Annotated in this window: 23 protein-coding genes; 8 read left to right on the top strand and 15 right to left on the bottom strand. The window is 70.9% G+C overall.

What is annotated here, in order from left to right; genetic code table 11:
• The first annotated feature begins 69 nt into the window (after window positions 1-69).
• Both VLI41_RS09005 and VLI41_RS09000 read left to right on the top strand, forming a co-directional pair.
• On the top strand, window positions 70-1,419 hold the full coding sequence (locus tag VLI41_RS09005; protein WP_325267740.1) for an MFS transporter: 1,350 nt from the start codon (window positions 70-72) through the stop codon (window positions 1,417-1,419).
• Between the two features lie 71 nt (window positions 1,420-1,490).
• Complete coding sequence (locus tag VLI41_RS09000; protein ID WP_325267739.1) at window positions 1,491-1,931, top strand: hypothetical protein; 441 nt, start codon at window positions 1,491-1,493, stop codon at window positions 1,929-1,931.
• A 71-nt stretch (window positions 1,932-2,002) separates the two neighbouring features.
• On the opposite strand, the gene VLI41_RS08995 is transcribed toward VLI41_RS09000, so the two are convergent.
• The 3 genes from VLI41_RS08995 to VLI41_RS08985 are packed head-to-tail and all read right to left on the bottom strand — an operon-like array spanning window position 2,003 to window position 6,085.
• Window positions 2,003-3,478, bottom strand: coding sequence for an efflux transporter outer membrane subunit (locus tag VLI41_RS08995; protein ID WP_325267738.1), 1,476 nt, complete (start codon window positions 3,476-3,478; stop codon window positions 2,003-2,005).
• Window positions 3,462-4,991 (bottom strand): DHA2 family efflux MFS transporter permease subunit, encoded by a 1,530-nt coding sequence (locus tag VLI41_RS08990; protein WP_325267737.1) that lies wholly within the window; start codon window positions 4,989-4,991, stop codon window positions 3,462-3,464. Before VLI41_RS08990 ends, VLI41_RS08995 begins: the two co-directional genes overlap by 17 nt.
• 11 nt (window positions 4,992-5,002) lie before the next feature.
• Window positions 5,003-6,085, bottom strand: a complete 1,083-nt coding sequence (locus VLI41_RS08985; RefSeq protein ID WP_325267736.1) for an HlyD family secretion protein — start codon at window positions 6,083-6,085, stop codon at window positions 5,003-5,005.
• 151 nt (window positions 6,086-6,236) lie between these two features.
• Here VLI41_RS08985 and VLI41_RS08980 point away from each other — a divergent pair, with 151 nt between their 5' ends.
• On the top strand, window positions 6,237-7,181 hold the full coding sequence (locus tag VLI41_RS08980) for a LysR family transcriptional regulator (RefSeq protein ID WP_325267735.1): 945 nt from the start codon (window positions 6,237-6,239) through the stop codon (window positions 7,179-7,181).
• A 100-nt stretch (window positions 7,182-7,281) separates the two neighbouring features.
• Here the strand turns inward: VLI41_RS08980 and VLI41_RS08975 are convergent, their stop codons facing one another.
• Both VLI41_RS08975 and VLI41_RS08970 read right to left on the bottom strand, forming a co-directional pair.
• A complete protein-coding gene (locus VLI41_RS08975) occupies window positions 7,282-7,929 on the bottom strand; it encodes a glutathione S-transferase family protein (RefSeq protein WP_325267734.1) in 648 nt (215 codons plus the stop codon).
• A 164-nt stretch (window positions 7,930-8,093) separates the two neighbouring features.
• A complete protein-coding gene (locus VLI41_RS08970; protein ID WP_325267733.1) occupies window positions 8,094-9,911 on the bottom strand; it encodes a DUF885 domain-containing protein in 1,818 nt (605 codons plus the stop codon).
• 75 nt (window positions 9,912-9,986) lie between these two features.
• Here VLI41_RS08970 and VLI41_RS08965 point away from each other — a divergent pair, with 75 nt between their 5' ends.
• Both VLI41_RS08965 and VLI41_RS08960 read left to right on the top strand, forming a co-directional pair.
• Window positions 9,987-11,054, top strand: coding sequence for a serine hydrolase (locus VLI41_RS08965; RefSeq protein ID WP_325267732.1), 1,068 nt, complete (start codon window positions 9,987-9,989; stop codon window positions 11,052-11,054).
• A 32-nt stretch (window positions 11,055-11,086) separates the two neighbouring features.
• Window positions 11,087-11,917 carry a phytanoyl-CoA dioxygenase family protein gene (locus VLI41_RS08960; RefSeq protein ID WP_325267731.1) on the top strand — a complete coding sequence of 277 codons (831 nt, stop codon included), beginning with the start codon at window positions 11,087-11,089 and terminating at the stop codon, window positions 11,915-11,917.
• Between the two features lie 43 nt (window positions 11,918-11,960).
• Here VLI41_RS08960 and VLI41_RS08955 read toward each other — a convergent pair whose 3' ends face one another.
• Window positions 11,961-12,698 carry a dienelactone hydrolase family protein gene (locus tag VLI41_RS08955; protein ID WP_325267730.1) on the bottom strand — a complete coding sequence of 246 codons (738 nt, stop codon included), beginning with the start codon at window positions 12,696-12,698 and terminating at the stop codon, window positions 11,961-11,963.
• Between the two features lie 7 nt (window positions 12,699-12,705).
• Window positions 12,706-13,527, bottom strand: coding sequence for an SDR family NAD(P)-dependent oxidoreductase (locus VLI41_RS08950; protein WP_325267729.1), 822 nt, complete (start codon window positions 13,525-13,527; stop codon window positions 12,706-12,708).
• Between the two features lie 128 nt (window positions 13,528-13,655).
• Here VLI41_RS08950 and VLI41_RS08945 point away from each other — a divergent pair, with 128 nt between their 5' ends.
• A complete protein-coding gene (locus VLI41_RS08945; protein WP_325267728.1) occupies window positions 13,656-14,549 on the top strand; it encodes a phytanoyl-CoA dioxygenase family protein in 894 nt (297 codons plus the stop codon).
• On the opposite strand, the gene VLI41_RS08940 is transcribed toward VLI41_RS08945, so the two are convergent.
• From VLI41_RS08940 to fliQ, 6 genes are all read right to left on the bottom strand, one after another.
• A complete protein-coding gene (locus VLI41_RS08940; protein WP_325267727.1) occupies window positions 14,546-14,788 on the bottom strand; it encodes a hypothetical protein in 243 nt (80 codons plus the stop codon). The genes VLI41_RS08945 and VLI41_RS08940 overlap by 4 nt on opposite strands.
• On the bottom strand, window positions 14,775-15,833 hold the full coding sequence (locus VLI41_RS08935; protein ID WP_325267726.1) for a tetratricopeptide repeat protein: 1,059 nt from the start codon (window positions 15,831-15,833) through the stop codon (window positions 14,775-14,777). The genes VLI41_RS08940 and VLI41_RS08935 overlap by 14 nt, the downstream gene beginning before the upstream one ends.
• A gap of 75 nt (window positions 15,834-15,908) precedes the next feature.
• Complete coding sequence (gene cckA, locus VLI41_RS08930; RefSeq protein WP_325267725.1) at window positions 15,909-18,029, bottom strand: cell cycle histidine kinase CckA; 2,121 nt, start codon at window positions 18,027-18,029, stop codon at window positions 15,909-15,911.
• 4 nt (window positions 18,030-18,033) lie between these two features.
• Window positions 18,034-19,116, bottom strand: a complete 1,083-nt coding sequence (gene flhB / locus VLI41_RS08925; protein ID WP_325267724.1) for a flagellar biosynthesis protein FlhB — start codon at window positions 19,114-19,116, stop codon at window positions 18,034-18,036.
• Window positions 19,117-19,121: 5 nt separating this feature from the next.
• Window positions 19,122-19,880 carry a flagellar biosynthetic protein FliR gene (gene fliR, locus VLI41_RS08920; RefSeq protein WP_325267723.1) on the bottom strand — a complete coding sequence of 253 codons (759 nt, stop codon included), beginning with the start codon at window positions 19,878-19,880 and terminating at the stop codon, window positions 19,122-19,124.
• A 13-nt stretch (window positions 19,881-19,893) separates the two neighbouring features.
• Window positions 19,894-20,157: a flagellar biosynthesis protein FliQ gene (gene fliQ, locus VLI41_RS08915; protein WP_325267722.1), complete on the bottom strand. Its 264-nt coding sequence runs from the start codon at window positions 20,155-20,157 to the stop codon at window positions 19,894-19,896.
• A 205-nt stretch (window positions 20,158-20,362) separates the two neighbouring features.
• Between fliQ and VLI41_RS08910 the strand changes: the two genes are divergently transcribed.
• Window positions 20,363-20,851, top strand: a complete 489-nt coding sequence (locus VLI41_RS08910) for a hypothetical protein (protein ID WP_325267721.1) — start codon at window positions 20,363-20,365, stop codon at window positions 20,849-20,851.
• Here the strand turns inward: VLI41_RS08910 and VLI41_RS08905 are convergent.
• Both VLI41_RS08905 and VLI41_RS08900 read right to left on the bottom strand, forming a co-directional pair.
• Entirely contained in the window at window positions 20,814-22,403 is a 1,590-nt protein-coding gene (locus tag VLI41_RS08905) for a glycine betaine ABC transporter substrate-binding protein (protein WP_325267720.1), read from the bottom strand. The genes VLI41_RS08910 and VLI41_RS08905 overlap by 38 nt on opposite strands.
• Window positions 22,400-23,176: an ABC transporter ATP-binding protein gene (locus VLI41_RS08900; RefSeq protein WP_325267719.1), complete on the bottom strand. Its 777-nt coding sequence runs from the start codon at window positions 23,174-23,176 to the stop codon at window positions 22,400-22,402. The genes VLI41_RS08905 and VLI41_RS08900 overlap by 4 nt, the downstream gene beginning before the upstream one ends.
• 122 nt (window positions 23,177-23,298) lie before the next feature.
• Between VLI41_RS08900 and VLI41_RS08895 the strand changes: the two genes are divergently transcribed.
• Window positions 23,299-24,090 (top strand): acyl-CoA thioester hydrolase/BAAT C-terminal domain-containing protein (locus VLI41_RS08895; RefSeq protein ID WP_325267718.1); only part of this gene is annotated, 792 nt, incomplete at its 3' end.

Raw genomic sequence — 24,090 nt, 5'->3', positions numbered from 1 at the left:
TTACGTCAGGCCCTCGGATAGGCTGCCCCCAAGCGCGGGACGACACCGCGCCAGTTCGGGAGGAGTTCCATGACAGCAGTCGCCGCGGGCGCGAGGCCCGCCACCGCCGCGCCGGGCATCGCCCGGCTCGCCCTCACCTCGCTCGCGGCTTCCAGCATCGAGTGGTACGACTTCTTCATCTACGGCACCGCCGCGGCGCTGGTGTTCCCCAAGCTGTTCTTCGCCGCCTCCCTGCCGCCGGCCGTGGCGCAACTCGCCGCCTTCTCGACGTTTGCAGTGGGCTTCATCGCCCGGCCGGTGGGCGGCATCGTCTTCGGGCACTTCGGCGACATCGTCGGACGCAAGCGCGCCTTGGCGACCGCGCTTCTGATGATGGGACTGGCGACGACCGGCGTCGGGCTCATGCCGTCCTACGCGACCATCGGCGTCGCCGCGCCGATCATCCTGATCGTGCTGCGCTTCCTGCAGGGCCTGGCGGTCGGCGGCCAGTGGGGCGGAGCGGCGCTGATCGCCATCGAGAACGCGCCGGCGCACCGCAAGGGCTTCTTCGGCAGCTTTGCGCAGATGGGCGTGCCGGCGGGCGTGGTCTCGGCGAACCTGATCTTCCTGATCATGGGTTCGATCGTCGCGCCCGAAGCCTTCGCCGCCTGGGCCTGGCGGATTCCGTTCCTGCTGTCGATCGCGTTGGTGGGGCTCGGGCTCTACGTGCAGCTCAGGCTGGAGGACACCGCCGAGTTCAAGGCGCTGCAGGCCGAAGCCGAGAAGACGAAGGTGAAGCGGACGGGCTCGCCGGTCCTGACGGTCCTCGCCCGCCATCCGAAGGAGCTGCTGCTGGCCGCGGGCTCGTTCGTGGCCGCCAATGGCACCTTCTACGTGATGATCACCTATGCGGTGGCCTACACCACCGGGACCCTGCATCTGCCCAAGACATCGATCCTCTGGGCCGTGATGCTGGGCAGCATTATCTCCGCGCCCATCCTGCCGCTGACCGCGGCGCTCTCGGACCGGTTCGGCCGCAAGGGCGTGTTCCTGGCCGGCGCGGCGCTCGAGCTCGCCTGGGCGTTCCCGTTCTTCCTGCTGCTGAACACCGGCTCGTTCGCGGCCATGGTCCTGGCGCTGGTCGGCGGCCTCGGCTTCAACTCGGTGATGTACGGGCTGCAGGCGGCGATGATGACGGAGATGTTCTCCACCGAGTTCCGCTATTCGGGCGCCTCGCTCAGCTATCAGATCGGCGCGATCTGCGCCGGCGGCTTCGCCCCGATCATCTCGACGGCGCTGTTCGCCCGCTATCACACCGCCATGGCCATCTCGGCCTACATGGCGGGGCTGTGCGCCATCTCCTTCTTCTCCGTGCTGTTCCTCGCCGAGACCCATAAGCGCGAGGACCGCAGGCCGGCCGAGGCGAAGGCGGCGGCGTAAGATTGTGGCCCTTCTCCCCTTGCGGGAGAAGGTCTCGGGCGCAGCCCGACGGATGAGGGGTCGCGGCGGCGATGCCGAGATTCGGAGACTGGAAGTTCACGGTCGATCGCGAGGCGACGGCAAGAGCCTACGCCACAGCGACAGGTGGGGGCGCCGACACCTGCGACTGCGCCTGGTGCCGAAACTTCAGGCTGGCGCGTGACAAGGTGTTTCCGGAGCGGTTCCTGGCCTTCCTGGACGAGCTGGGGATCGACTACCGGAAGGACGGCGAAGTCTACGAGCTCTGCCGGCTCGAGGCCGGGTTCCACCTGTACGGCGGGTGGTATCACTTCATCGGACGGCTGGAGGAAACCGGTGACTTTCCGCCCGTCGAGTTCGGGCCGGACTTCAGCGCGCACCTCGCGCGCGCCAATGCGCCGCGACTGGCGACTTTGAAGGATGCGGAAGTGGTGCAGCTGGAATTCGAGAGCAGGTCCGTTCCGTGGCTGCTTGACGAGCCCGAGCTTGGCTGACCGGGTCGCCTGAGCGACCCCTCATCCGTCAGCTTCGCTGACACCTTCTCCCGCAAGGGGAGAAGGCCTTTTCAGCGAGCCGCGGTTTGCGCCGTGCGCCAGTCGGCGGCGGTGGCGGTGTAGAGCTGGACCACGTCGGCGAGCTGCTGGCCCTGGGCTTGGACGGTGGCGCGACGGGCGCGGTTGAGCTGCCGCTGGGCGTCGATCACCTGCAGCAGCGTGCCGCCGCCCAGCCGATAGGCGGTCTGGGCGTCGCGGACATTGGCCTCGGCCGAGGTCTGGGCGCGGGCCAGGCTCGTGATCTCCTGCTGGTCGGTGGCCAAGGCGGCCAGCACGTCGGAGACCTGCACGAAGGCGCGGATCACGGTGGCCTGATAGCGGGCGAGCGCCGCACGGGCCTCCGCCTCGGCGGCCTTGCGATTGGCCTTCAGGGTCCCGCCGTGGAAAATCGGCGCGGCGACGCCCGCCAGCAGCTGCCAGCCGGTGGCGTTGTAGTTGAAGAGCTTGTCGGGCGTGAGCGCGCTCTGGGTGACGTTGGCCGAGAGCCGGATGTCGGGGTACTGGGCGGCGACCGCCACGCCGATATCGGCGGTGGCGGCGTGCAGCTCGGCCTCGGCGGCGGTGATGTCGGGGCGGCGGCGGACCAACTCCGAGGGCAGGCTGACCGGGATCGCCGTGGGCTGGACGATGCGCGCCATGTCGAAGTCGGGCGCCGTCCACTCGGCGGGCGACTTGCCGACCAGCATCGCCAGCTGGTGGCGGGCGGCGGCGAGATCGCGCTGCAGCGGCGGCAGCAGCGCCTGGTCCTCGGCGAGCTGCGCCTCCCCGCCGGCGGTGGCCGACGGCGCCTCGGAGCCCGCCCGCTGGGCGGCGTGGATCAGGTCGAGCACCTTGGCGTCATCGGCGACCACCTGCTGCACGGCGGCGATCTGGCTCTGCAGGCTCGCCACCCGCATGGCCTGCAGGGCGACGTTCCCGGAAAGCGTCAGGTAGGCGGCGTCGGCCTGCCGGGCGGCCTGTTCGGCGCGGGCCCGGGCGGCTTCGGTGGCGCGCTTCTTGCCGCCGAACAGGTCGAGGTCGTAGCCCACCGATCCGCCGACCGAATAGAGGTCGATGGTCGGGTTTGACAGCGTCGGAAAGCCGGGGAACCCCTTGAAGCCGAAGGCCTGCAGGTTGATCCGCTCGCGCTGCGCCGAGGCGTTGGCGTCGACCTGCGGCAGTTGCGCGCCCGCGGCCGCGTTCGCCTGCTGGCGGGCCCGCTCCAGGGTGGCGTTGGCTTCCGCGAGCGTCGGGCTGCCGGCGAGCGCCTCGTCCATCACGCGGTCGAGCTCGGGCGAGCCGAACGCCCTCCACCAGGGCCCGGCGACGCTGGCGCCCGGCGACAGGCGCGCCTGGGCGGCCGCCGGATCCCCGGCCATGGCGTAGCCGGCGGCGGCCGCGCCCTGCGGCGGCGCGGGGGCCTTGAAGCTGGGGCCCACCGTCGTGCAGGCGGCGAGCGCGAGCGCCGAGGCGCACGCGGCGAGGAGGTTCCTAGTCGGCGGCGGCATGGATCGGCTCCCCGGTGGCCTGACGCTTCGGCGCGCGCATCAGCAGCAGCAGCGGAATGCAGGCGAGGGTGACGTAGAGCATGATGTGGAAGACGGTCACGTAGCCGACCATGGCGGCCTGCCGCGTCACCTCGTTGTTGAGGGTCATGGCGCCCGCGGCGGTGGACGGGTTCATGCCCGGCGGCAGCGTCGCGCGGACCACCGGATTGGACATGTCGATCTGGCTCGCGAGGCCCGAGTGCGCCTCGGCCGAGCGCGAGACCACCTGGGCCTCCATGATCGAGATGCCGATGCTGGAGCCGAGATTGCGGATCAGGGTGTAGAGCGAGGAGCCCTCCGGCCGCAGCACCGGGGGCACCGTGGCGAAGGCGAGCGTCGAGAGCGGGACGAACAGGAAGCCGATCCCGAACCCCTGGATGAGGCCGGAGACGATCACGAACCGGGCGCTCATCGACAGGTCGAAGTGGGTCATCTGCCACAGCGCGTAGGCGTTCAGCGACAGCCCGAACAGCAGGATGAAGCGCGTGTCGATCCGTCCGATCAGCCGGCCGACGAAGAACATGGCGAGCCACGAGCCGATGCCGCGCGGCATGGTCACCAGGCCCGAGGTCAGCACCGGATAGCCCATCAGCCCCTGCAGCATCGGCGGCAGCAGCGCCATGGTGGAGAACAGCAGCACGCCGACCACGAAGCCGAACCCCGAGGCGGTCACGAAATTGCGGTCGCGGGCGAGCTGGCGATCGAAGAACGGATGCGCGGCGGTGATGGTGTGGGACAGGAAGATCCACCCGGCGATGGCCGCCACGATGGCGTAGGTGGTGATCTCGGCGGAGTGGAACCAATCCTGACCCGGCCCGCGGTCGAGCATCAGCTGGATCGAGCCGACGAACAGCGACAGCATGCCGAAGCCGAGGAAATCGAACGGCTTGCGGCGCGGATTTCGGTCGCCGGAGATGAAGAACCAGACGCCGAGCAGCGCCAGGATGCCCACCGGCAGGTTGATGTAGAAGCACCACCGCCAGGAGAAGTTGTCGGTCAGATAGCCGCCGAGCGCGGGGCCCAGGATCGGGCCCAGGATCGCCCCGGCGCCCCAGATGGCCATCGCCTGGCCATGCTGCTTCGGCGGATAGATGTCGAGCAGCACGGCCTGGGACAGCGGGATCAGCGATGCCCCCGCCAGCCCCTGCAGCAGCCGGAAGCCCACCAGCTCAGGCAGCGAAGTGGCGATCCCGCAGAGCATCGAGGCGACGGTGAAGCCGCCGATCGAGATCAGGAACATCTTCTTGCGCCCGATCCGGTCGGCCAGCCAGCCGGCGAGCGGCGTCATGATCGCCGCCGAGACGATGTAGGAGGTGAGCACCCAGGTGACCTGGTCCGCGCTCGCCGAGACGCTGCCCTGGATGTGCGGCAGGGCGACGTTGGCGATCGTCGTGTCCAGCGAGTTCATCACCGTCGCCAGCATGATGGAGATGGTGATGGGCCACCGGTTGGCGGTGTCTTGGGCCTCGGACACGGCGCGCGCCCTTAGCCGGCGTGGCCCGGCGCGCGGACGTCGACCTTGACCTTGGCGGAGAGGCCGGCGCGGGCGGCCATGCCGGGCGGCGGCCGATCGAAGTCGATGCGCACCGGCAGGCGCTGCACGACCTTGACCCAGTTGCCGGTCGCGTTCTGGGCCGGCAGCGGCGAGAAGGCCGCGCCGGTGCCGGGCGCGAAGCTCGCGACGTGGCCCTTCAGGTGGGCGTCGGGGTAGGCGTCCACGTGGATGTCCACGGATTGGCCGACCTTCATGTGCGCGAGCTGGTCTTCCTTGAAGTTGGCCTCCACCCAGGGCTGGCCCGAGAGCAGGAAGAAGCCGGTCTGGGAAGCGTTCAGGTAGGTGCCGAGCGGCATCTGGTCGACGCGGGTCACGATCCCGTCGGCGGGGGCGACCACGGTCGTGTAGGAGACGTTGAGCTCGGCCCGCTGCGCCTGAGCCTGCGCCTGCAGCACGGCGGGGTAGGCCTGGTCGCCGATGTTCGGGTCGCCGCCGAGCGCGGCGAGCGCCTGGGCGGCCTGCTGCTGCGCGGCCGCGAGCTGGTCGCGGGCCTGCTGCGCCGCGTGCACCGCCTGGTCGACCTGCTGCTGGGAGGCGACCCCCGCGCTCGAGAGCTGGTGCTGGCGAGCGGCTTCGCGTGTGGCGTAGCTCACCGCCTCCTGGGCCATGCGGACGTTCGCCTCCTGCTGCTGGTAGGCGGCGCGCTGCGCGCGAAGCTGCAGCTTCGCGCCGGCGAGCTGCGCCTGGGCGGCCGCGGCGTTGGCCTGGTAGTCGCGGGAATCCAGCCGGAACAGCACCTGGCCCTTGCGGACGAACTGGTTCTCATGGACGTAGATGTCGGTCACCCGACCGCCGATCGAGGGGGCCACCGGCGCCTTGGCGATCTGCACATAGGCATCGTCGGTGGATTCATAGCGTCCGCCGGTGAGGACGAAATAGCCGACCGCCGCCAGGATCAGCAGCGGCCCGGCGATCATCAGCGGCCAGCGCCAGCGGCGCAGCAGGCTGGGCCTGCCGGCGTTGGGATCGACTTCGGCGTTGCCTTGGGCAGGGATCGCCTCGGCATCGCTCATGTCACGCATCGGGGGCCCCGGAGTCTTCGACGGACAAAGCAGGATCGGGCGCGCGCAAAGCTGCGCCGCCGGCTCCCGTTGCAAGTTCAGATAGTGTGCGTTCCTTGATGATCAAAATGATATGTCGTCACGATGTAAATGAGCCACTTGCATGACCACGCCCGACCTCAACCTGCTGCGCGTGTTCGACGTCCTGCTCGAGGAGCGGAACGTCACGCGAGCGGGCGCGCGGCTCGGGCTGACCCAGTCGGCCGTGAGCCACGCGCTCAACCGCCTGCGCTACGCGCTCAACGACGAACTGTTCGTGCGAGGTCCCTCCGGCATGCAGCCGACGCCGCGGGCGCTGGAGATGGGGCCGCAGGTGCACGCGGCGCTCAACCAGCTGCAGGCGGCCCTGAGCTTCCCGGACTTCGATCCGGCCACCAGTGAACGACGTTTCACCCTCTCGGCCGGAGCCTATGCCTGCGCTGTCCTGGCGCCCACCCTGGTGAGCCGGCTCGGCCGCGAGGCGCCGCTTTCCGAGCTTGCGGTCGTGGAGAACGCGCCCGACGTGCTCGAGCGGATCGACAGCCGGCGGGTCGACTTCCTGGTGGGCGGCGTGACCGCCGCTCCGGAACGCTTCGCCCGCGACGTGATCCTCACCGAGTCGCTGGTGTGGGTGGTGCGCGCGGGCCATCCGCTGCTGTCGCGCAGCCCGATCACGCTCGAGGTCCTGACGAGCGTTCCGCACATCGTCATCGCGCCGGGAGCCACGGAATCGTCCCCCAGCCGCCCGGGCCTGGTGGTCCAGGCGAGCTGGGAAGACGCCGGCGCGTTCGAATCGGCGCTGACCACGGCCAAGCTGAAGCGGCGCATCGGGGTGAGCGTGCCGGACACCTACTCCGCCCTGGCCGTCGCCGCGCGGTCGGAGATGGCGGCGCTCGCCCCCAGGCGCCTCGCCCAGGTCTCGGCCCAGAGCGGGCGCGTCGGAATCATCGAGGCGCCCTATCCGCAGCCGACCGTGGAGGTCGCCCTGGTCTATCTGAGGGAGCGGCTGAACGAGCCGGCCATCGCCTGGATGCGCGACCTCATCGACGAGGTCGCTTCGACCCTTTAGGCTCGGGCGCGCCTCAGGCGCGCCAGGCGGACGGGCCGACGGGGCTCCTCCGCCGCGAGGCTCGCCCGCGACGGAGGAGAAGTCCGGTGAAGGCCGTCGCTTACGCCGGCTCGGGCGTGGGCTGCGGCTGGGGCGGCGACAGCGCGTCGTCGATCTCGCGGGCGCGGACCGCGGCCGGCCGGCTCATCAGCCGGCCCAGGTAGCGCTCGAAGGCCGGCCGCGTCTCGATGGCGCCGAACTGCGTGAAGAAGCCGAGCTCGGAGCCGAAGTAGACGTCCGCCGCGCTGAAGGTGTCGCCCAGGATGTAGTCGCCGGCCTTGAGCGCGGTCTCGGCGGTGCTGAGGGCGTCCTCCAGCGAGCCGTAGCCGGCCATGCGGCCCTGCTCGGGCTTGGTCTCAAACCCCAGCATCTTGTTGGTGACGGCGGCCTCCAGCGGCCCGGCCCCGAAGAACAGCCAGCGGTAGTAGGTCCCGCGCCGCTTGTCGGTCACGGGCGGCGCGAGCCCCGCCTGCGGGAAGGCGTCGGCCAGGTAGGCGCAGATCGCGGCGCACTCGGTGACCACCACCTCGCCGTGCTTGATCGCCGGCACCTTGCCCATCGGGTTGATGGCCAGGTAGGCCGGTTGCTTCAGCGTCGTGGCGTAGTCGAGGATCTCGGTGCGGTAGGGCTGGCCGACCTCCTCCAGCATCCAGCGGACGATCCGGCCGCGCGATTGCGGGTTCGTGTAGAAGACGAGCTGTTCGGACATGGCGGAGCCTTTCTCAGCGGTTGTCGTTGCCCACCCGGCCACTTTAGACGCCTCTACTGACAACCTCGTGTCAGCAAGCCGTGATCGGCCATGCGAGCTGAGCCTCGGCGGGGCGCCCGGCCCCGACGACGTCCCTCCGGACCTGAACGGCCGCGGCCGGTCCCTCAGGCGCGCCGGGCGGCGGCGATATAGTCGCCGACCTTGGTCTCCAGAACGCCCAGCGGCAGGGCGCCGGCGAGCAGCACCGCGTCATGGAATTTGCGGATATCGAAGCCAGCTCCAAGCGCTGCGCGCGCCCCATCGCGCAGCCGCAGGATGGCCATCTTGCCCACCATGTAGCTGCAGGCCTGGCCCGGCCAGACCGCGTAGCGCTCGATCTCCTGCCCGGCCAGCGAGGCCGGGTCGCCGTCGGTGTCGGAGAGGACGGCGACGGCCTTCTCGCGGCTCCAGCGCAAGGCGTGGATGCCGGTGTCGGTGACCAGCCGGCCCGAGCGCAGCAGGGCGTCGTGGATGTAGCCCAGCTCGCCGGCCGGATCGGTCGCGTAGGCGCCCATCTCCTGGGCCAGCTGCTCGGCATAGAGCGCCCAGCCTTCCACATAGGCGTCGAAGTTCGCCACCTTGCGCAGCATCGGCAGGTCCGCCTGGCGCTGCAGCGACTGCTGCAGGTGATGGCCGGGGATGCCCTCGTGGTAGGTGGTGGTCGGCATGTCCCACCAGGGGGCCTCGGCGGTGTCGCGCAGGTTCAGCCAGTAGATGCCCGGCCGCGTGCCGTCGAGGCTGCCCTCGGTGTAATGCGTCGAGGCGCCCTGCTCGGTCTCCTTGGGGATGCGGCGGATCTCCAGCCCGGCTTTCGGCAGGGTGTCGAAGTAGGCCGGCAGCCGCCGCTGCATGGCCTGGACCAGCTGGTTGAGGTCGGCGATCAGCTTCGCCTTGCCAGCGTCGGTGTTCGGATAGACGTACTTCGGGTCCTTGAAGAGCGCCCGGTAGCGGTCGGCGATCGTGCCCTGGCTCATCCCGATCTTCTTGAACAGCACGTCGGCGCGCGCCGAAAGCTGCGCGCCCACCTCGAGGCCCAGCTTGTGCACCTCCTGCGGCGTCATGCGCGTGGTCGTCTCGGAGGCGAGCGCGGCGGCGTAGTAGGCCTCGCCGTCCGGAAGCCGCCAGACCCCGGCCTCGTGGACGGATTTCGGCAGGAGCTCCGCCAGCAAGCCCATCTGGCGCGCGAGCGCCGGGGCGACCTTCTCGCGATAGACCGCGGAAGCCTGCCCCTGCCAGTCGCCGGGGATCCCCTTGGCCCTGGCGCGACCGACCAGCGAGGTGACCAGCGTCGACTGCTCGGCCGGCACGTGCATGGTCTTCATCTGGCCGAGCGCGGCCTGGAGGGCGAAGTCCGGCGGGATGACCCCCAGGCCCGCATCGCGGCGCACCCGCTCGATCTCCTGGTCCATCACCCGGGCGAGCTCGGAAAGCCGCGCCACATAGGCCTCGCAGTCGGCGCGCGTGGTGATGGTGTGCTGGGTGGCGAGGAAGTCGGGCGCGCTCTGGTAGGCGCCGGTGATCTGGCTCAGCACATAGGGCGAGCCCGCGCCCTCGTGGCCGTAATGAAAGCGGCGGTTGGCCGCGTCGGTGGTCTGCAGGTCGTAGAACACGGAATCGTAGTTCACCGCCGGCATGGCCGTGAGCGCCTTGCGATCGATGGCGGAGAGCCGGGCGAGCTGGTCGGCGGTGCGCCGCTTGCGGCGCTCGAGGTCGGCGACGGAGGCCTGCTGCAGCCTCGATTTCAGATCGGCGTGCGCGCCGACATCGAGGCCGAGCGAGGTGGCGAGTTCGGGGCTCTCCTGCAGGTCCTCGGCGAAGAAGGCGTCGAGCAGGGCGGAGAGCTTCTGCTCCACCCCGGACGCGACCGGCGAAGGCGCGGCGGCGGCGCGGCCGCCAAGCGCCGCGCTCGCGGCGGTGAGGAGGACGTCTCGGCGGCTGAGCATGACGGACCCGGGCGTGCTGGCGGAAAAGCCTTACGACGCTGGATGGGCTGCTGAAAAGCTGAGAGGCTGCAGCCCATGAGCGAGACCCTGACGAACCGCCGCCTTGCCCCGCTTCCCGCCCAGCCGGCCGGCGTCGCCTGGCCGACCGAGTCCTGGCCGGATGGCCCGCTGCCCGACCTTTCGTCGACGCCCTTCGCCGCGCTGATCGAGGACGCGTTCGGCGCGCCAAGCTCCGAGCGCCTGGGCGAGACCCACGCGCTGGTCATCGTCCAGCAGGGGCGGCTCATCTACGAGCGGTACGGCGAGGGCTTCGGCGCGGACCAGACCTATCCGTCGTGGTCGATGGGCAAGAGCATCACCCACGCCCTGGTCGGGATCGCGGTGGGCGATGGCCGCCTCGAGATCGGCTCGCCGGCCGATGTCCCCGAGTGGCGTGCGGCCGGCGATCCCCGCGGGGCGATCACGCTCAATCAGCTGCTGCGCATGTCGAGCGGGCTGCGCTGGATCGAGGAGTACGTGCCGGGCGAGCCCTCCGATGTGATCGAGATGCTGTTCGGGGCGGGCCAGGCGGACGTGGCGGCCTACGCGGCCTCCGTCCCGCTGGCGCACGAGCCCGGGACGTTCTTCTACTACTCGAGCGGGACCACCAACATCGTGAGCCGGACGCTGGCGCGGGCCGTGGACGCGTTCGGCCCGGACTTCGAGACGCACATGCGCGCGCGGCTGTTCGAGCCGATCGGGATGATGAGCCCGGTCCCGAAGTTCGACGCCGCCGGAACCTTCATCGGCTCGTCCTTCTGCTTCTGCACGGCGCGCGACTTCGCCCGCTTCGGCCTGCTCTATCTCAGGGACGGCGTCTGGGACGGGCGACGCCTGCTGCCCGCGGGCTGGGTCGACCACGCGCGGACGCCGACCTACCAGCAGCCCGGGGCGGAAGACGTCGACGGCCGCTACGGCGCGCACTGGTGGCTCGATCGCGGCGGCGAAGGCTCGTTCGCGGCGCTCGGCTACGACGGCCAGTCGATCGTCTGCGTTCCCGACCTCGACCTGGTGCTCGTCCGGCACGGGGCGACGCCGCTCGACAAGAAGCAGAACCTGCGCGCCTGGACCGCCCAGCTCGTCGAGTGCTTCCGTCGCGCCTGAGCGGGCGTATGCTGGGCGCGGAGGCTGCAGTCATGGACGCGATCGCCACCCGCTTCGATGTCGACGCCCACGCCGAGCGCCTGCGCAAGGACGGCTACACGGTCATCGAGGACTTCCTCGACGAGGCGGGGCTCGCCGCCTTCCGGGAGGGCCTCGCGCCCTATCTCGGCAGCCACCATGGCCGCAACGACTTCGAGGGCTTCAAGACCGAACGCATCTACACCCTGGTCGCGCGCGGCAAAGTGTTCGAGGAGATCGCCGCCGATCCACGGCTGATGGCGCTGATCGGGCGCTTCCTGCGGCCCAACTTCCTGCTCTCGGCCAGTCACGCGATCGACCTGGGCCCGGGCGAGACGCCGCAGAACATCCATTCCGACGACGGCTTCTATCACCAGCGCCGGCCGAGGGCGCCGATCGGGGTGAGCGTGATCGGGGCGATCTCCGCGTTCACCAAGGAGAACGGCGCGACCGAGGTCATCCCGGGCAGCCATCTGTGGGGCGAGCCCGACGGCGAGGGCTGGCCGAAGGACCGGGCCGAGCTCGCGGACAGGCTGGTCCCGATGGAGATCCCGGCGGGGGCGGCGCTGGTCTTCCCGGGCACGCTGCTGCACCGCGGCGGCGCCAACCTGACCGACCGGCCGCGGCTCGCCTTCACCAACCAGTACTGCGAGCCCTGGGCGCGGCCGCAGGAGAACTTCTGGCTGTCCGTGCCGAAGGAGATGGTGCGCGAGATGAGCCCGCAGGCGCAGAAGCTGCTGGGCTATGAGATCGCCCCGCCGTTCCTCGGCATGGTCACCGCCTCGCATCCGGCCAAGGCTCTGGAGCCCGGCTGGATCCCGCCGGTGGTGGCGCAAAAGCCCTGAAAGCCGCTCCCCGGGCGAAGCGAGAGAGGGGGAGAGGCTTCGATCATCCCAGGTTCCGCTTCCACAGCGCGAACAGCCGCTCCCAGTGCCGCTCGGCGGCGGGCTTGTCGTAGACCGGGCGCTGCGGGAAGGCGAAGCCGTGGTGGACGCCGGGATAGAGCTCGACCTCGGCGTTGAGGTTTCGCGCCTTCACCGACTGGTCCAGCGCCTCCACCGTCTCCAGGGGCGCCCAGGTGTCGTGCTCGGCGCAGGCGAAGTAGAGCTCGCCTCGGGCCCTGGCGGCGGCCAGGTGCGGACTGTCGGCCTCGTCGGTGACCAGGCGCACGCCGTAGATCGAGGCCGCCGCCGCAACCCGTTCCGGCCAGCGCGCCGCGAAGGCGATCGCGTACTGACCGCTCATGCAGTAGCCGAGGGTGGCGATCGGACCCGAGGCCGCCGCCGGATCGCGATCGGCGAAGTCGAGCAGGGCGTCGGCGTCGTCCATCACCAGCGGGATGCTGAGCGAGTTCATCAGCTCGAACATGCGCTCGCGGGACCCCGCCTCGGGCAGCGGCGGCAGGTCCTTCAGCTCCATGACGCCGCGCCGGTAGTAGAGGTTGGGCAGCATCACGTAGTAGCCGACCGCGGCGATCCGCCGAGCCATGTCGCGCAGCTCCTCGCGGATGGCCGGCGCATCCATGAAGAACAGCACGACCGGATGCGGCCCGTTCCGCTCCGGATGGACGATGAAGGTCGTGCTCGCCCCGGCCTTGGTGGCGATATCGACGGTCTGCTCGATCATCCGGCCGCTACACCAGCTCCGCCGGCTGGACCGACAACTCCTTGAGGAACGGCTCGGCGTAGTCGATGCGGCCGGTCATGGTCTTCGGATCGCCCGAGGCCAGCCGGAAGACGGCCTCGGCGATGTACTCGATCGGCTGCACGCGTGCGCGCGTCTGATCGTTGACCAGCCCGTGCAGCAGGGTGCCGGGGGTCTCGACGAGGCCCGGCGAGACGACGTTGACGGCGATGTTGTCGTCATAGACCTCCGAGGCCAGGCCGGTGGTGAAGCGCTCCAGCGCGGCCTTGCACATCCCGTAGACAGTGCCGCCACGGCCGCCGCGCTGCTGGTAGGGCTGCTTCGGGTGGATGCCCGCGCCGGAGGAGATGTTGACGATCCAGCCCTGCTTGCGCTCGCGCATCGAGGGCAGGACCATCTGCGACAGATGGAAGGGGGCGTAGACCTGCACTTCCATCATCAGCTTGAAGCGCTTCTCGGTGAACTCCGTGACCGGCATGAAGTAGGTGATCGCCGCGTTGTTCACGAGGATGTCCACCGGCCCGTAGCTGTCGACCGTATCGGCGACCAGCCGCTCGCGGTCGACCGCCTGGGCGAGGTCGGCCTTGATGAAGGTGGCCTCGCCGCCCGCCTTGCGGATGCGGTCCACCGTTTCGTGCAGCGTGCCGGGCAGGCGGGTGTTCTCGCCGGCCTCGGCGGTGCGGGCGGAGGCGACCACCTTGGCCCCCTCCATGGCCAGGCGCGTGGCGATCGCCTCGCCGATGCCGCGGCTCGCGCCGGTGACGATGGCGACCTTGCCGGTGAGCTTGCCGTTCGGATTGATGCTGGCCATGGGGACCTCCCTGAAATCCGTTTCCTCGCTATGTCCCAACGGAAGCGCGGCCTGAGCCCGAGCGCAAGGCCGGCGTTGCGAAACCGTTCGCCTCGGCTATCAATCGGCGCTCTTCAGGAGCGGTCCCCATGCGCATACCCGACGCCAATCTCGCCGAGGTGTTCGACCGCGGCTTCACCGTGGTGGAGCGCTTCCTCGACCCGGAGACGCTGAGCGCCTGCCAGGAGGCGCTCTGGGAGATCTATCCCCGCCCCGAGGCCTATTTCGCCGATCCCGAAGCGCACCCGCGGTACGCCAGGAGCCAGTTCGCCGGGCTTCGGTTCTTCCCCTACCCCGCCTGGGCGATCAACCGGGTGTGCGTCTATCCGGACCTGATCGAGGCGGCCGAGCGCTTCCTGCAGACCACCGAGATCGACTGCTACAAGATCGAGCTGTGGGCCAAGTACTCGGGCGCGGTCGACTACGACCAGGCGCATCACCGCGACTACGAGAACCACACCATCGTCGTGCCCCGCGCCGATCAGCTGATGCCGCAGATGACCTGCTTCATCCTGCTCTCCGACGTGACCGAGCTGGACGGGCCGACCAAGGCCGTGCCGCTGGACAAGACCCGCCATATCCCGCTCGGGGTCACGCGCACGGAGATGGGCGAGTTCTTCGACGACGAGGTGGCGGTCACCGGCCCGGCGGGCTCGATCCTGATCTACAAGACCGACGTCTTCCACCGCGGCTCGAACTTCAAGGCCCCCGGCCGCTCGCGGTTCGTCATGCCGATCGACTTCAAGAAGCGCGGCTGGCAATGGCAGGGCAAGCTCGCCTGGCCCGACCGCGCGCTCAATCCCGGCTGGAAGGAGGCCATGGTGAGGATGACTCCGCGCCAGCGGGACCTGTTCGGCTGGCCTCCCGCCGGGCATCCGTACTGGAACGCGCAGACGCTGTCCGATGTCGCCCTGCGGTATCCGGGCATCGATCTGACGCCGTATGGCGCGAAGGCGGCTGCGCCGGCGGCGGCGGAGGCTTAGGCCCGCTCGCGGATGTTCAGGCGGCGCACCGTCAGCTCGTCCACGTCCAGGCGGCCGATCCTGAGCCGTCCCACCGCGAGGCGGCCGATCGCCATGCGCCCGATCGCGACAGCGCCCAACGCCAGCGCGCCCAGGGCGGCGGCGCCCAAGGCCGAAACGGTCCAGAACGCCGCCGGCGGCGGCGGCTTGCGGAACGGCAGCGGCTCTCGCCGCGAGTAGCGGGGCCTAAGCGCATTCATCGAGAGCTCCTCGAACCGCGGCCATGACGCTCGCCCAATCGCCCGGTGCGGGCTGACGGAAAATGCGGAGCGAAGGATACCAGGGGCTGTCGAGTCGGTCTTGCATCCAGCGCCAGTCGGCCAGATGCGGCAGGAGCAGCCAGCAGGGCTTGCCCATGGCGCCGGCCAGGTGCGCGGCGGCCGTGTCCACGCTGATCACCAGCTCCAGGCGCTCGACCAGCCGGCGGGTGGCCTCGAAGTCGGAGGCGCCGGTGTCCTCGGGCTGCAGGCTGACCACGCCCGGCCAGCCGGCGATCTCGGCGGCGAGCGGCGGCGGCAGCGAGCGATGGGCGTCGTTGACGTGCGCCGGGCTCCCCTTGGCGACGAAGCCCACGCCTGAGCCGACCGGGCCGCCCGGCAGGTAGGGCGGCTGCGGAACGGTCTCGAGCGTCGCACCCAGGCGCAAGGGCAGCGACGCCAGCATGACCCATGCGTCGTGGCCGGGGAGCGGTTGCCCGCGGGCCTGCGCCACCTCGCACCCGAGATGCTGGAAGAGCCGCGCCGTGGAGGAGCCGCACACCAGGATGGGGCGGATGCCGCGTGCCTGCAGCACCTTCACGAAGCGGACGTATTGGATCTGGTCGCCGAATCCCTGTTCCGGCCAGACGAGCAGGGTGCGGACCGCGCCGCCGTCCCATTCCGGGGTCGCCAGGTCGGGCCGGCGCCTGTCGCCGGCGATCCGCATGCGCGCCTCGAGCAGCGGCCAGCCCTCGGCGTAACGGCCGAAGCGCATCACGAGAAAACCGAGCTGGCGTTCGGCTGTCGGATCGCCGGGGTGCTCGCGCAGCACCTCGCGGCAGACCGCCTCCGCCTCCTCGAAGCGCCCGAGCTGCTCCAGCACCAGGCCCAGGCTGAGGCCGACGTGGGGGGCGCGGGTCGCCGTCCAGACCGGCCGGAAGAGCTGCTCGGCCGCGTCGGGCCGGCCGGCCTGCAAGGCGGTGAAGCCGAGGTCGAAGGCCTGCTGGACGCTGAGGGTGCGGGTCTGGCCGGGGGCGGTGTCGGACACGAGCGCTGGGTGAGTGGCTTGGGCGGGGCGATGATTGAGGGCGGAACGCGCCCAAGGCAAGCGCGGCCTGACGGCTCAGGCCGCCTTCTGAAGCTCCTGCTTGACCCGCTCGGCCAGGGTCTTGATGTCGATCGGCTTGGGCAGGAAGGAGACGTTGGCCTCGCCTTCCAACAGGTCGGAGAACTCGCTCTCCGCATATCCCGAGATGAACATCACCGGCGCCGCGCCCAGGTACTGCCGCGCCTGCTTCAGGAGATCGGGCCCCTGCATGCCCGGCATGACGACGTCGGAGATCATCAGGTCGATCTGGCCGGCGTGGGTCTCGGCGAGACCCAGCGCTTCTTCTCCGCTCGCCGCCTCGATGACCTCGTAACCGCGGGCTCTGAGCAGCTTGGCCGCGACGCCGCGGACCGCGTCCTCGTCCTCGACGAACAGGATGCGCCCCGCGCCCGAGAGGTCGCGCGCCGCCGGCCGCTTCGACCGGATCGGCTCCGGTGCGGCCTGGATCACCGCCGCCATGTGGCAGACCGGCAGGAAGATGCGGAAGGCCGCACCCTCGCCCGGCCTCGACTCGACGGAGATCCAGCCATCCGACTGCTTGATGACGCCATAGACCGTGGCGAGACCGAGCCCCGTGCCCTCGCCCACCGGCTTGGTGGTGAAGAAGGGATCGAAGATCTTGTCCACCACCTCGGCCGGGATGCCGGGGCCGTCGTCGGAGACCTCGATCAAGGCCTGGTCGCCCTGGGCCACGGCGTAGCCCATCTCGCGGGCCTGCTCCTGCGTGACGCGGGCGGTGCGGATCCTGACCTTGCCGCCGCCGTGGGCGCGCACGGCGTCACGGGCGTTGACGGCGAGGTTCATCACCGCCGTCTCGAGCTGCCCGCGGTCGACGCGGACCTGCGGCAGGTTGCGGCCGTATTCGGTCTCCAGCTTCACGTCTTCGTAGAGAACGCGCCGGAGCAGCACCTCGAACTCGCTGATCAGCTCGCCCAGGTCGAGGATCTCACGCTGCACCGTCTGCTTGCGCGAGAACGCCAGCAGCTTGCGGACCAGATCGGCGGCGCGCGTCGAGATCTGGCGAATCTCGTTCAGGCCCTCGTACGAGGGATCGCCCACCGGATGCCGCGCCGCCAGGACATCGAGCTGCATGAAGATGGCGGTGAGCAGGTTGTTGAAGTCGTGCGCCACGCCGCCCGCCAGCTGGCCGATGGCCTGCATCTTCTGGCTCTGGGCGAGCTGCAGCTCGATCTGCTTCTGCTCGGAGACATCGACCAGGTAGGCGACCCAGCGAGCGTCCGTCCGGGTCAGGTAGAGGTGGGCGATGCGCGCCGGATCGTGCGCCAGCCGGACTTCCAGCGGCGCGCCCGCGCCGCGGCCCTCGCCCCGGCGCTGGACCGCGTCGACCCGGGAGGCGGCCTCGATCAGCTGACCGAACACCTGGCCGGCTTCGCCGCCCGCGCCGGCCACCGCCTTCAGCGCCGGATTGGCCTCGACGATGGTGGCGGCGAAGGGATCCTCACCCTCGAGCAGCGCCGCGCCGAACGGCGAAGCCGCGGCGAACGCGTCCAGCACGGCGGGCGGAGCGCGCCCGGCGTTGGCGACCGCGGCGATCACCTCCATGGCGGCGGACGGCAGGGCGAGCGTCCCTGCTCCAGGCCCCGTCAGCCGCACCAGGAAGCGGCGCGGCGCGAGCGTCGCCACCAGCGCCTCCTGCTCGCCTCGGGCCGTCCTCAGGCTGGCGCGGGCGGGCTCGCCACGGCGCGCCGCCGACAGCGCCGCGAACAGGCTGGCCGCGGAGGCGCCGCCCTTGGGCAGCCGCGGGCTCGGGCCGACCAGGCTCTTCCAGGCCGCATTGGCGGCGATGATCCGGCCGTCCGGGGCCGCCACCGCCGCCGCCTCGGAGAGGGCGGCGATCAGCTTCTCCGCACCGGGCTCGCTCTCGTCCGCCGGCTCGGCCCCGGCGCGCAGGACGAACACGCCGAGCAGCGAGACGCCCGCCAGCCCGATCAGCAGGAGCAGGCCCGCCTGCGTGGCGGAACCGGCCTTGAGCAGCGGCGCGCCGGCGAACGCCACGGCGATCAGGAAGAACACCACGGCGGCCGCCGCCAGCGGGTCGAACCCCGCTCCGCGCCTTTTGTCTGCAGACGGCCTGGCCAGGGCGGCCTCCGAATCATCCAACGGTCTCAGTCGCATAGTGTCACAGGGCCCGCGCTCTGGCACGGCGCGCGCCGGTGAGGATGAAGCCGATGATCTTGGCGACCGCCTGGTAGTGGGCCTGAGGGATCATCTCGTCGACCTCGACCGCGGCGTAGAGTGCGCGCGCCAGGGGCGGATCCTCGATCACCGGCACGCCGGCCTCCTCCGCCACGGCGCGGATCTTCAGGGCCAGCGTGTCGAGTCCTTTCGCCACGCAGATCGGCGCGGCGGTCTCGCCCTGCTCGTAGCGCAGCGCCACGGCGTAGTGCGTCGGGTTGGCGACCACCACCGTCGCGCTCGGCACCGCCTGCATCATCCGCCGGCGCGCCCGCTCGGCGCGGATCTGCTTCTGGCGCCCCTTGATCTGCGGATCGCCTTCGGACTGGCGGAAGTCCTCCTTGACCTCCGCCTTGCTCATCCGCATGCGGGCCATGTAGCGCTGGCGCTGGAAGAGCCAGTCAGCCCCGGCCACCACCAGCAGGAAGCCGACGGTGGCGAACACCAGCCGCCGCAGCACCTCGGCGGCGAACGGCAGCATGGCGAGGGGATCGAGGCTCGCCAGGCCCGCCAGCTCGGACCAGTGCGGCGCGAGCACCCACCAGCCGATCGCCCCGGTCGCGGCCACCTTCAGCAGCGACTTGAGAAAGTGGACGAGGCCGTCAGGGCCGACCATCCGGCGCAGGCCCGCCATCGGGGAAAGCTTGGAAAGCTGCGGCCGCAGCCGCGAGGGCGTGAACAGCAATCCGGTCTGCACGAGGTTGCCGGCCGCGCCGGCGAACGCCGCGGCCGCCATCACCGCGATCAGCACCGGGGCGGCGGCCATCATCGCCCGGCGGGCCACCTCGCCGATTCCATCGCCTTGCAGCCGGATCGCATCGGCCCGCGCGAGGAACGGGACCAGCGCGGCCGCCAGGTTGCGCGCCAGCGCTCCGCCGGAGATGGCGATCACCGCTGCGACGGCCGCCAGGGAGGCGAGCGAGGCGAGGTCCGGCGTCTTGACCACATCGCCCTGCTCGCGGGCGCGCTGCAGCTTTCGGGGGGTGGGCTCTTCGGTCCGCGAGGCGGCGTCGTTGGCGTCGCTCATGCCGCTCAGGCTCCGAAGGCCGCGACCATGTCGCGGTAGCGCTCGACCCAGACGAGGCCGATTGCGCCGAGGCTGAGCGCGAACACCGACAGGCCGAGCAAAAGCTGCAGCGGCGTGGCCACGAAGAACACCTGGAACTGCGGCATCACCCGGCCGACCAGGCCGGTGGCGATGCTGAACACCAGCGAGAAGACGATCACCGGCGCGGAGAGCTGCAGGCCGAGCGCGAAGGCCTGCGCGAGCGTGCGGACCGCCAGCTGGCCGGCGTCGTTCACCGGCACGGCCCTGGAGAACGGGAAGATCGCATAGGAGCGCACGATCGCGCTCAGGAACAGGTGGTGCAGGTCGGTGGTCATGATCAGCAGCAGGCCCAGGAGGCCCAGGAACGTCCCCAGGCTGGTCGACGGCAGCGCCTCCGCCGGGTTGGCGGTCTGGGCGAAGGAGAGCGTGGTCTGGATCGAGATCACCTCGCCGGCCGCCGCCAGCGCGGTCATGAACAGGCGCAGGATGCCGCCCAGCATCAGGCCGATCAGCACCTCCTTGATGATCGAGCCGCCCAGGCCGCCCAGGTCGGCGGGGACGGCGGGCGCGCCTGCGGAGAGGACCGGGAACAGCATCAGCGCCATGACGAAGGCGAACGACAGCCGGATGCGCGGCGGCACGTAGCCTTCCCCGATGCCCGGGATCAGCATGACGATCGCCCCCAGCCGGGCGAAGACCAGGGCGGCGGCGTAGACCTGCTGGGCGGTGGCGTAGTGCTGCATGGCCTGCGCGCGGCTACATGGCCGCAATGCGCTCGGCGATGTGGTGCATGAAGCCGCTCATCAGCGCGCCCATGAGCGGCAGGAAGATCAGCAGGCTGACGAAGATCGCCACGATCTTGGGCGCATAGACCAGCGTCGCCTCCTGGATCTGGGTCAGCGCCTGGAAGAGGCCCACGCCCACGCCGACGACCAGGCCCACGATCAGCACCGGCGCGCAGAGCTGGATGGTCAGCCAGATGGCGTCGCGGCCGACGTCCAGAACCTCGGCGCCGTTCATGGGAACCTCTTCGAAAGCAACAGGATTCGGCGGGCGGGGACCGCTCCGGCACCTTCGTCCGGGTATGGTTAACGAACGGCTACCCGGGCCCCTCGCCCCGGGAACGCCTCGGCCGGCGCGCAACACATTTCCGCGACCCGGCGGGACCCAAGGGCTCGCACGCCGCGTTCAGCCCGCCGGAGAACAACTTGGAAGGCTGACAGGCATGTGGAAAAGCCTCGCCTCCGCCGCGGCGCTCCTGCTCGTCGCCAAGCCGGCCCTGGCCGAGACCTGGCATGTCATGGGCGCGACCCCGGCGGAGCTGTTGTTGATGGAGACCGACACCCGCTTCGTGCACTCGAACGGCGACGTGAGCGTCTGGACCTCCTCGGTGAAGGTCGGGGAGAAGGACGAGCCGGTGGTCAAGGCGCGCTGGGAGGTCTCCTGCAACGGCGATCCGCGCATCCGCCCGCAGATGGTGATCTGGTTCGACGGCGACCTGAAGAGCAAGGACACCTGGATGGCCAAGGCCAAGGAGCCGTTCCAGCCGGTCGTTCCCGGATCGCGCGGCGAGCTCACCTGGGAGTACGCCTGCGGCAAGAAGGCCTGGCCGATCTCCGTCTCCGGCTCGTTCGGCGACGTGACCGGCGCCTACGCCAACGCGCTCGCCAAGCTCGTCAACGCGACGGACGAGGAGCAGGTGGAGGCGAAGTAGGCGCTGCGCCGATCGCCGCGGCCAGCGCCCGCGCCGCCTCGGCGGGCGTCGCCTTGGCCCGGTCGCGGTCGACGCTGTAGTTGGCCGCGCGCATGGCCTCGACGCTGATCCTGCCGATCAGGGGCTGCAGGGCGGCCCTGAGCCGCGGATCGTCGGCGCGCCGCGGCGAGATCAGCACCACCGCGTCATAGGGGGGGATGGCCCCCTTGGGGTCGGACAGCACCACCAGGTGCTGGGCCGCGATCCGGCCGTCGGAGGAGAAGGCGGAGATCACGTCGGCCTCGCCGTCGGCCAGCGCCCGGTACATGAAGGTGGGCTGGTAGGAGCGCTCCGCCCGGAAGGCGAGTCCATAGGCCGCCTTCACCGCCTTCCACTCCGGCCGCGAGAGGAATTCCAGGTCCGAGCCCAGGGTCAGCCGCGGCGCCTCGCGGGCGAGGTCGGCGATGGAGGCGATGTGCAGCGCGCTCGCGCGGTCGGGGCGCATGGCGAAGGCGTAGGCGTTCTCGAAGCCGAGGGAGCCCAGCACGGTGACGCCGTCGCGCCGCTTCAGCTCGGCCGTGAGCTCGCGCAGCACCGCCGCGCGGCCCGGGTTGTCGGTGCTCTGCAGCACATTGGTCCACAGGGTGCCGGAGTAGTCGACATAGGCGTCGATCTCGCCGGCGGCCAGCGCGCGGTAGGCGACCGCGGAGCCGAGGTCCTCCTTGCGCGTGACGCGGGCGCCCTGCGCCTCCAGCCGCTCGGCGATCAGCTCGGCCAGGATGTATTGCTCGGAGAAGTTCTTGGCCCCGATGACATAGGCCGCGGGCCGCCCGAAGCTCGCCAGCGGCGCGACCGCCAGGGCGGCGCCGAGGATCAGAGCCGCGGCCGCGCCGAGCGCCAGCGGGCGCGAGCGGCGCCGCGCCGCGACCTCCAGCAGCCCGAGCAGCTGGTCGGCGATCAGCGCCAGCCCGGCCGAGGCCGCGCAGCCGAACAGCACGAACACCCAGTTCTCGGTCTGCAGGCCGGCGAAGATGTAGTTGCCGAGGCTGGTCTGGCCGACCGGCGTGGACAGCGTCGCCGCCCCGATGGTCCACACCGCGGCGGTGCGGACGCCGGCCATGATCACCGGGGCGGCGAGCGGCAGCTCCACCTGCGTGAGCTTCTGGCCAGGCGTCATGCCGACGCCGTCGGCGGCCTCGCGGATCGCCGGATCGACACCCAGGATCCCCGCCACGCCGTTGCGCAGGATCGGCAGCATGGAATAGAGCGTCAGCGCCAGCAGCGAGGGCAGGAAGCCCAGCGCCGGGAACCCCGCGCCGAGCGTCGCGCGCGCCAGCGCCGAGAGCGCCAGGAGCAGCGGATAGAACAGCGCCAGCAGCGCCAGGCTGGGGATGGTCTGGATCAGGCTGGCGAAGGCCAGCACCGGCCAGCGCAGGCGCGCGCTGCGGCTGGCCGCAACCGCCAGCGGCAGGCTGATCGCCACGCCCAGCACCAGCGCGCTCAGGCTGAGCACCACGTGCCAGGCGAGATAATCGGGCAGCAGCGCCCAGGCGGCGGCGAGGCGCGCGCTCATCCCGGCTCTCCGGCCAGCCGGGCCTGCAGCCGGTCGGCCTGCCGCTTCGGGGCCTCCAGCAGCGCGCGGACCTCCGGGTCCGTCGCGCCCGCCAGCAGCTCGGCTGGCCGGCCCTGCGCCAGGATGCGACCGGCGGAGAGCACCACGATGCGATCGGCCAGCAGGACCGCCTCGGCCATGTCGTGGGTCACCATGAGCGTGGTCAGGCCCAGCCGGTCGTGCAGCGCCCGGTAGTCGGCGCCGAGCTGGTCGCGGGTCAGCGGATCGAGCGCCCCGAACGGCTCGTCCATCAGCATGATCGCCGGCTCCGCCGCGAGCGCGCGGGCCACTCCGACCCGCTGGCGCTGGCCGCCGGACAGCTCGGCCGGCCCGCGTCCGGCGACGTCGGGCGGCAGGGCGACCAGCGCGAGCAGCGCCTCGACGCGCGCGGCGATCCGCGCCCGGTCCCAGCCCAGGAGCCGGGGCGTGACGCCGATGTTTTCACCGACGCTCAGGTGAGGAAAGAGACCGATTTCCTGGAAAACATATCCGATTCTCCGCCGAAGCTCGTGCGGCGGCAGCCCACCGGCGTCCTCGCCCCCGATGCGGATGCGGCCGCCGTCAGGCGCGATCAGGCGGTTGATGGTCTTCAGGAGCGTGGTCTTGCCGGACCCCGATCCGCCGACCAGGGCGGTGAACCCGCCCTGCCCGACCGACAGGTCGACGCCGGCGAGCGCCACCTGCGCGCCATAGCGCTTTGCAACCCCCTCGAGCTCGATCGCCGCCCCGGCCATGGCTATGGCCTAGCACGGTTCGCCGCGCCGCAAGACCCGCAGCCTTTGGGTGCGCGCGGATCACAGACGCGCTGCATGGATGTCGTTTGACGAACGCGTGGTGCTCGAAAGAACCTGGGGTGATGGAAGAGGTCGCCCTTTCCGGCGCTTTGCAGGGCGCGCTCGTCAAGCCGGACCGGGCGAACGGCTGGGGCCTCGTGGTCCTATCGGGCTCCAGCGGCCGCCTGGAGACGGGCCGGGCGCGGCTGTTCGCCGAGCGCGGCGTCACGGCGCTGGCGCAGCGCTGGTGGGGCGGGGAGGGTCAAAGCCCCGGGATCTGCGAAATCCCGCTGGAGACCTTCACGCCGGCCGTCGAGCGCCTCCTCGCCGAGGGGTGCCGGCGGATCGCTTTCCTCGGCGTCTCCAAGGGCGCGGAGGCGACGCTGCTCGTGGCGTCCAGCGATCCACGCATCGATCTCGCGGTCGCCTTCAGCCCGAGCTCCGTCGCCTGGGCGAGCACGGGACCCGGGTTCGACGGCTATGCCTTCTTCGCGCGCTCGTCGTGGACGCGTGGCGGAACAGCCCTGCCCTTCGTTGCGGTGGACCCCAGGTGGCGACCCGCCGAGACCGGCCGCGTCCGCTTCCGCGCGCTGTTCGAGAAGAGCCTCGCCACCTTCGCGGAAGACATTCCTGCCGCGACGATCCCGGTGGAGGCCGCGCGTGGCCGGATCATGCTCGTCGCGGGCGCAGGCGACGTGCTGTGGCCCTCCGACACCTTCGCCGCGCAGATCGCGCGCAGACTGGCCGCGCACGGGCGCAGATGCGATCTCGTGGCGCATCCGAGCGCCGGCCACCGGACGATCCTGCCCGGGGAGGCTGAACATCCGGAACCGGCGGACCGCGCCTGGGGCGGCTCGCCCGCGGCGGATCGCGAG

It is taken from the genome of Phenylobacterium sp. (assembly GCF_035475775.1).
Lineage (GTDB): Bacteria > Pseudomonadota > Alphaproteobacteria > Caulobacterales > Caulobacteraceae > Phenylobacterium.
Note: the sequence above shows the minus strand (reverse complement) of the source record. Positions and strands in the feature narration are given on the sequence as shown.

Coding starts and splice junctions, on each gene's coding strand:
- VLI41_RS09005 (WP_325267740.1), top strand. CDS start 70: ATGACAGCAGTCGCCGCGGGCGCGAGGCCCGCCACCGCCGCGCCGGGC.
- VLI41_RS09000 (WP_325267739.1), top strand. CDS start 1,491: ATGCCGAGATTCGGAGACTGGAAGTTCACGGTCGATCGCGAGGCGACG.
- VLI41_RS08995 (WP_325267738.1), bottom strand. CDS start 3,478: ATGCCGCCGCCGACTAGGAACCTCCTCGCCGCGTGCGCCTCGGCGCTC.
- VLI41_RS08985 (WP_325267736.1), bottom strand. CDS start 6,085: ATGAGCGATGCCGAGGCGATCCCTGCCCAAGGCAACGCCGAAGTCGAT.
- VLI41_RS08980 (WP_325267735.1), top strand. CDS start 6,237: ATGACCACGCCCGACCTCAACCTGCTGCGCGTGTTCGACGTCCTGCTC.
- VLI41_RS08975 (WP_325267734.1), bottom strand. CDS start 7,929: ATGTCCGAACAGCTCGTCTTCTACACGAACCCGCAATCGCGCGGCCGG.
- VLI41_RS08970 (WP_325267733.1), bottom strand. CDS start 9,911: ATGCTCAGCCGCCGAGACGTCCTCCTCACCGCCGCGAGCGCGGCGCTT.
- VLI41_RS08965 (WP_325267732.1), top strand. CDS start 9,987: ATGAGCGAGACCCTGACGAACCGCCGCCTTGCCCCGCTTCCCGCCCAG.
- VLI41_RS08960 (WP_325267731.1), top strand. CDS start 11,087: ATGGACGCGATCGCCACCCGCTTCGATGTCGACGCCCACGCCGAGCGC.
- VLI41_RS08955 (WP_325267730.1), bottom strand. CDS start 12,698: ATGATCGAGCAGACCGTCGATATCGCCACCAAGGCCGGGGCGAGCACG.
- VLI41_RS08950 (WP_325267729.1), bottom strand. CDS start 13,527: ATGGCCAGCATCAATCCGAACGGCAAGCTCACCGGCAAGGTCGCCATC.
- VLI41_RS08945 (WP_325267728.1), top strand. CDS start 13,656: ATGCGCATACCCGACGCCAATCTCGCCGAGGTGTTCGACCGCGGCTTC.
- VLI41_RS08940 (WP_325267727.1), bottom strand. CDS start 14,788: ATGAATGCGCTTAGGCCCCGCTACTCGCGGCGAGAGCCGCTGCCGTTC.
- cckA (WP_325267725.1), bottom strand. CDS start 18,029: ATGCGACTGAGACCGTTGGATGATTCGGAGGCCGCCCTGGCCAGGCCG.
- flhB (WP_325267724.1), bottom strand. CDS start 19,116: ATGAGCGACGCCAACGACGCCGCCTCGCGGACCGAAGAGCCCACCCCC.
- fliR (WP_325267723.1), bottom strand. CDS start 19,880: ATGCAGCACTACGCCACCGCCCAGCAGGTCTACGCCGCCGCCCTGGTC.
- fliQ (WP_325267722.1), bottom strand. CDS start 20,157: ATGAACGGCGCCGAGGTTCTGGACGTCGGCCGCGACGCCATCTGGCTG.
- VLI41_RS08910 (WP_325267721.1), top strand. CDS start 20,363: ATGTGGAAAAGCCTCGCCTCCGCCGCGGCGCTCCTGCTCGTCGCCAAG.
- VLI41_RS08905 (WP_325267720.1), bottom strand. CDS start 22,403: ATGAGCGCGCGCCTCGCCGCCGCCTGGGCGCTGCTGCCCGATTATCTC.
- VLI41_RS08900 (WP_325267719.1), bottom strand. CDS start 23,176: ATGGCCGGGGCGGCGATCGAGCTCGAGGGGGTTGCAAAGCGCTATGGC.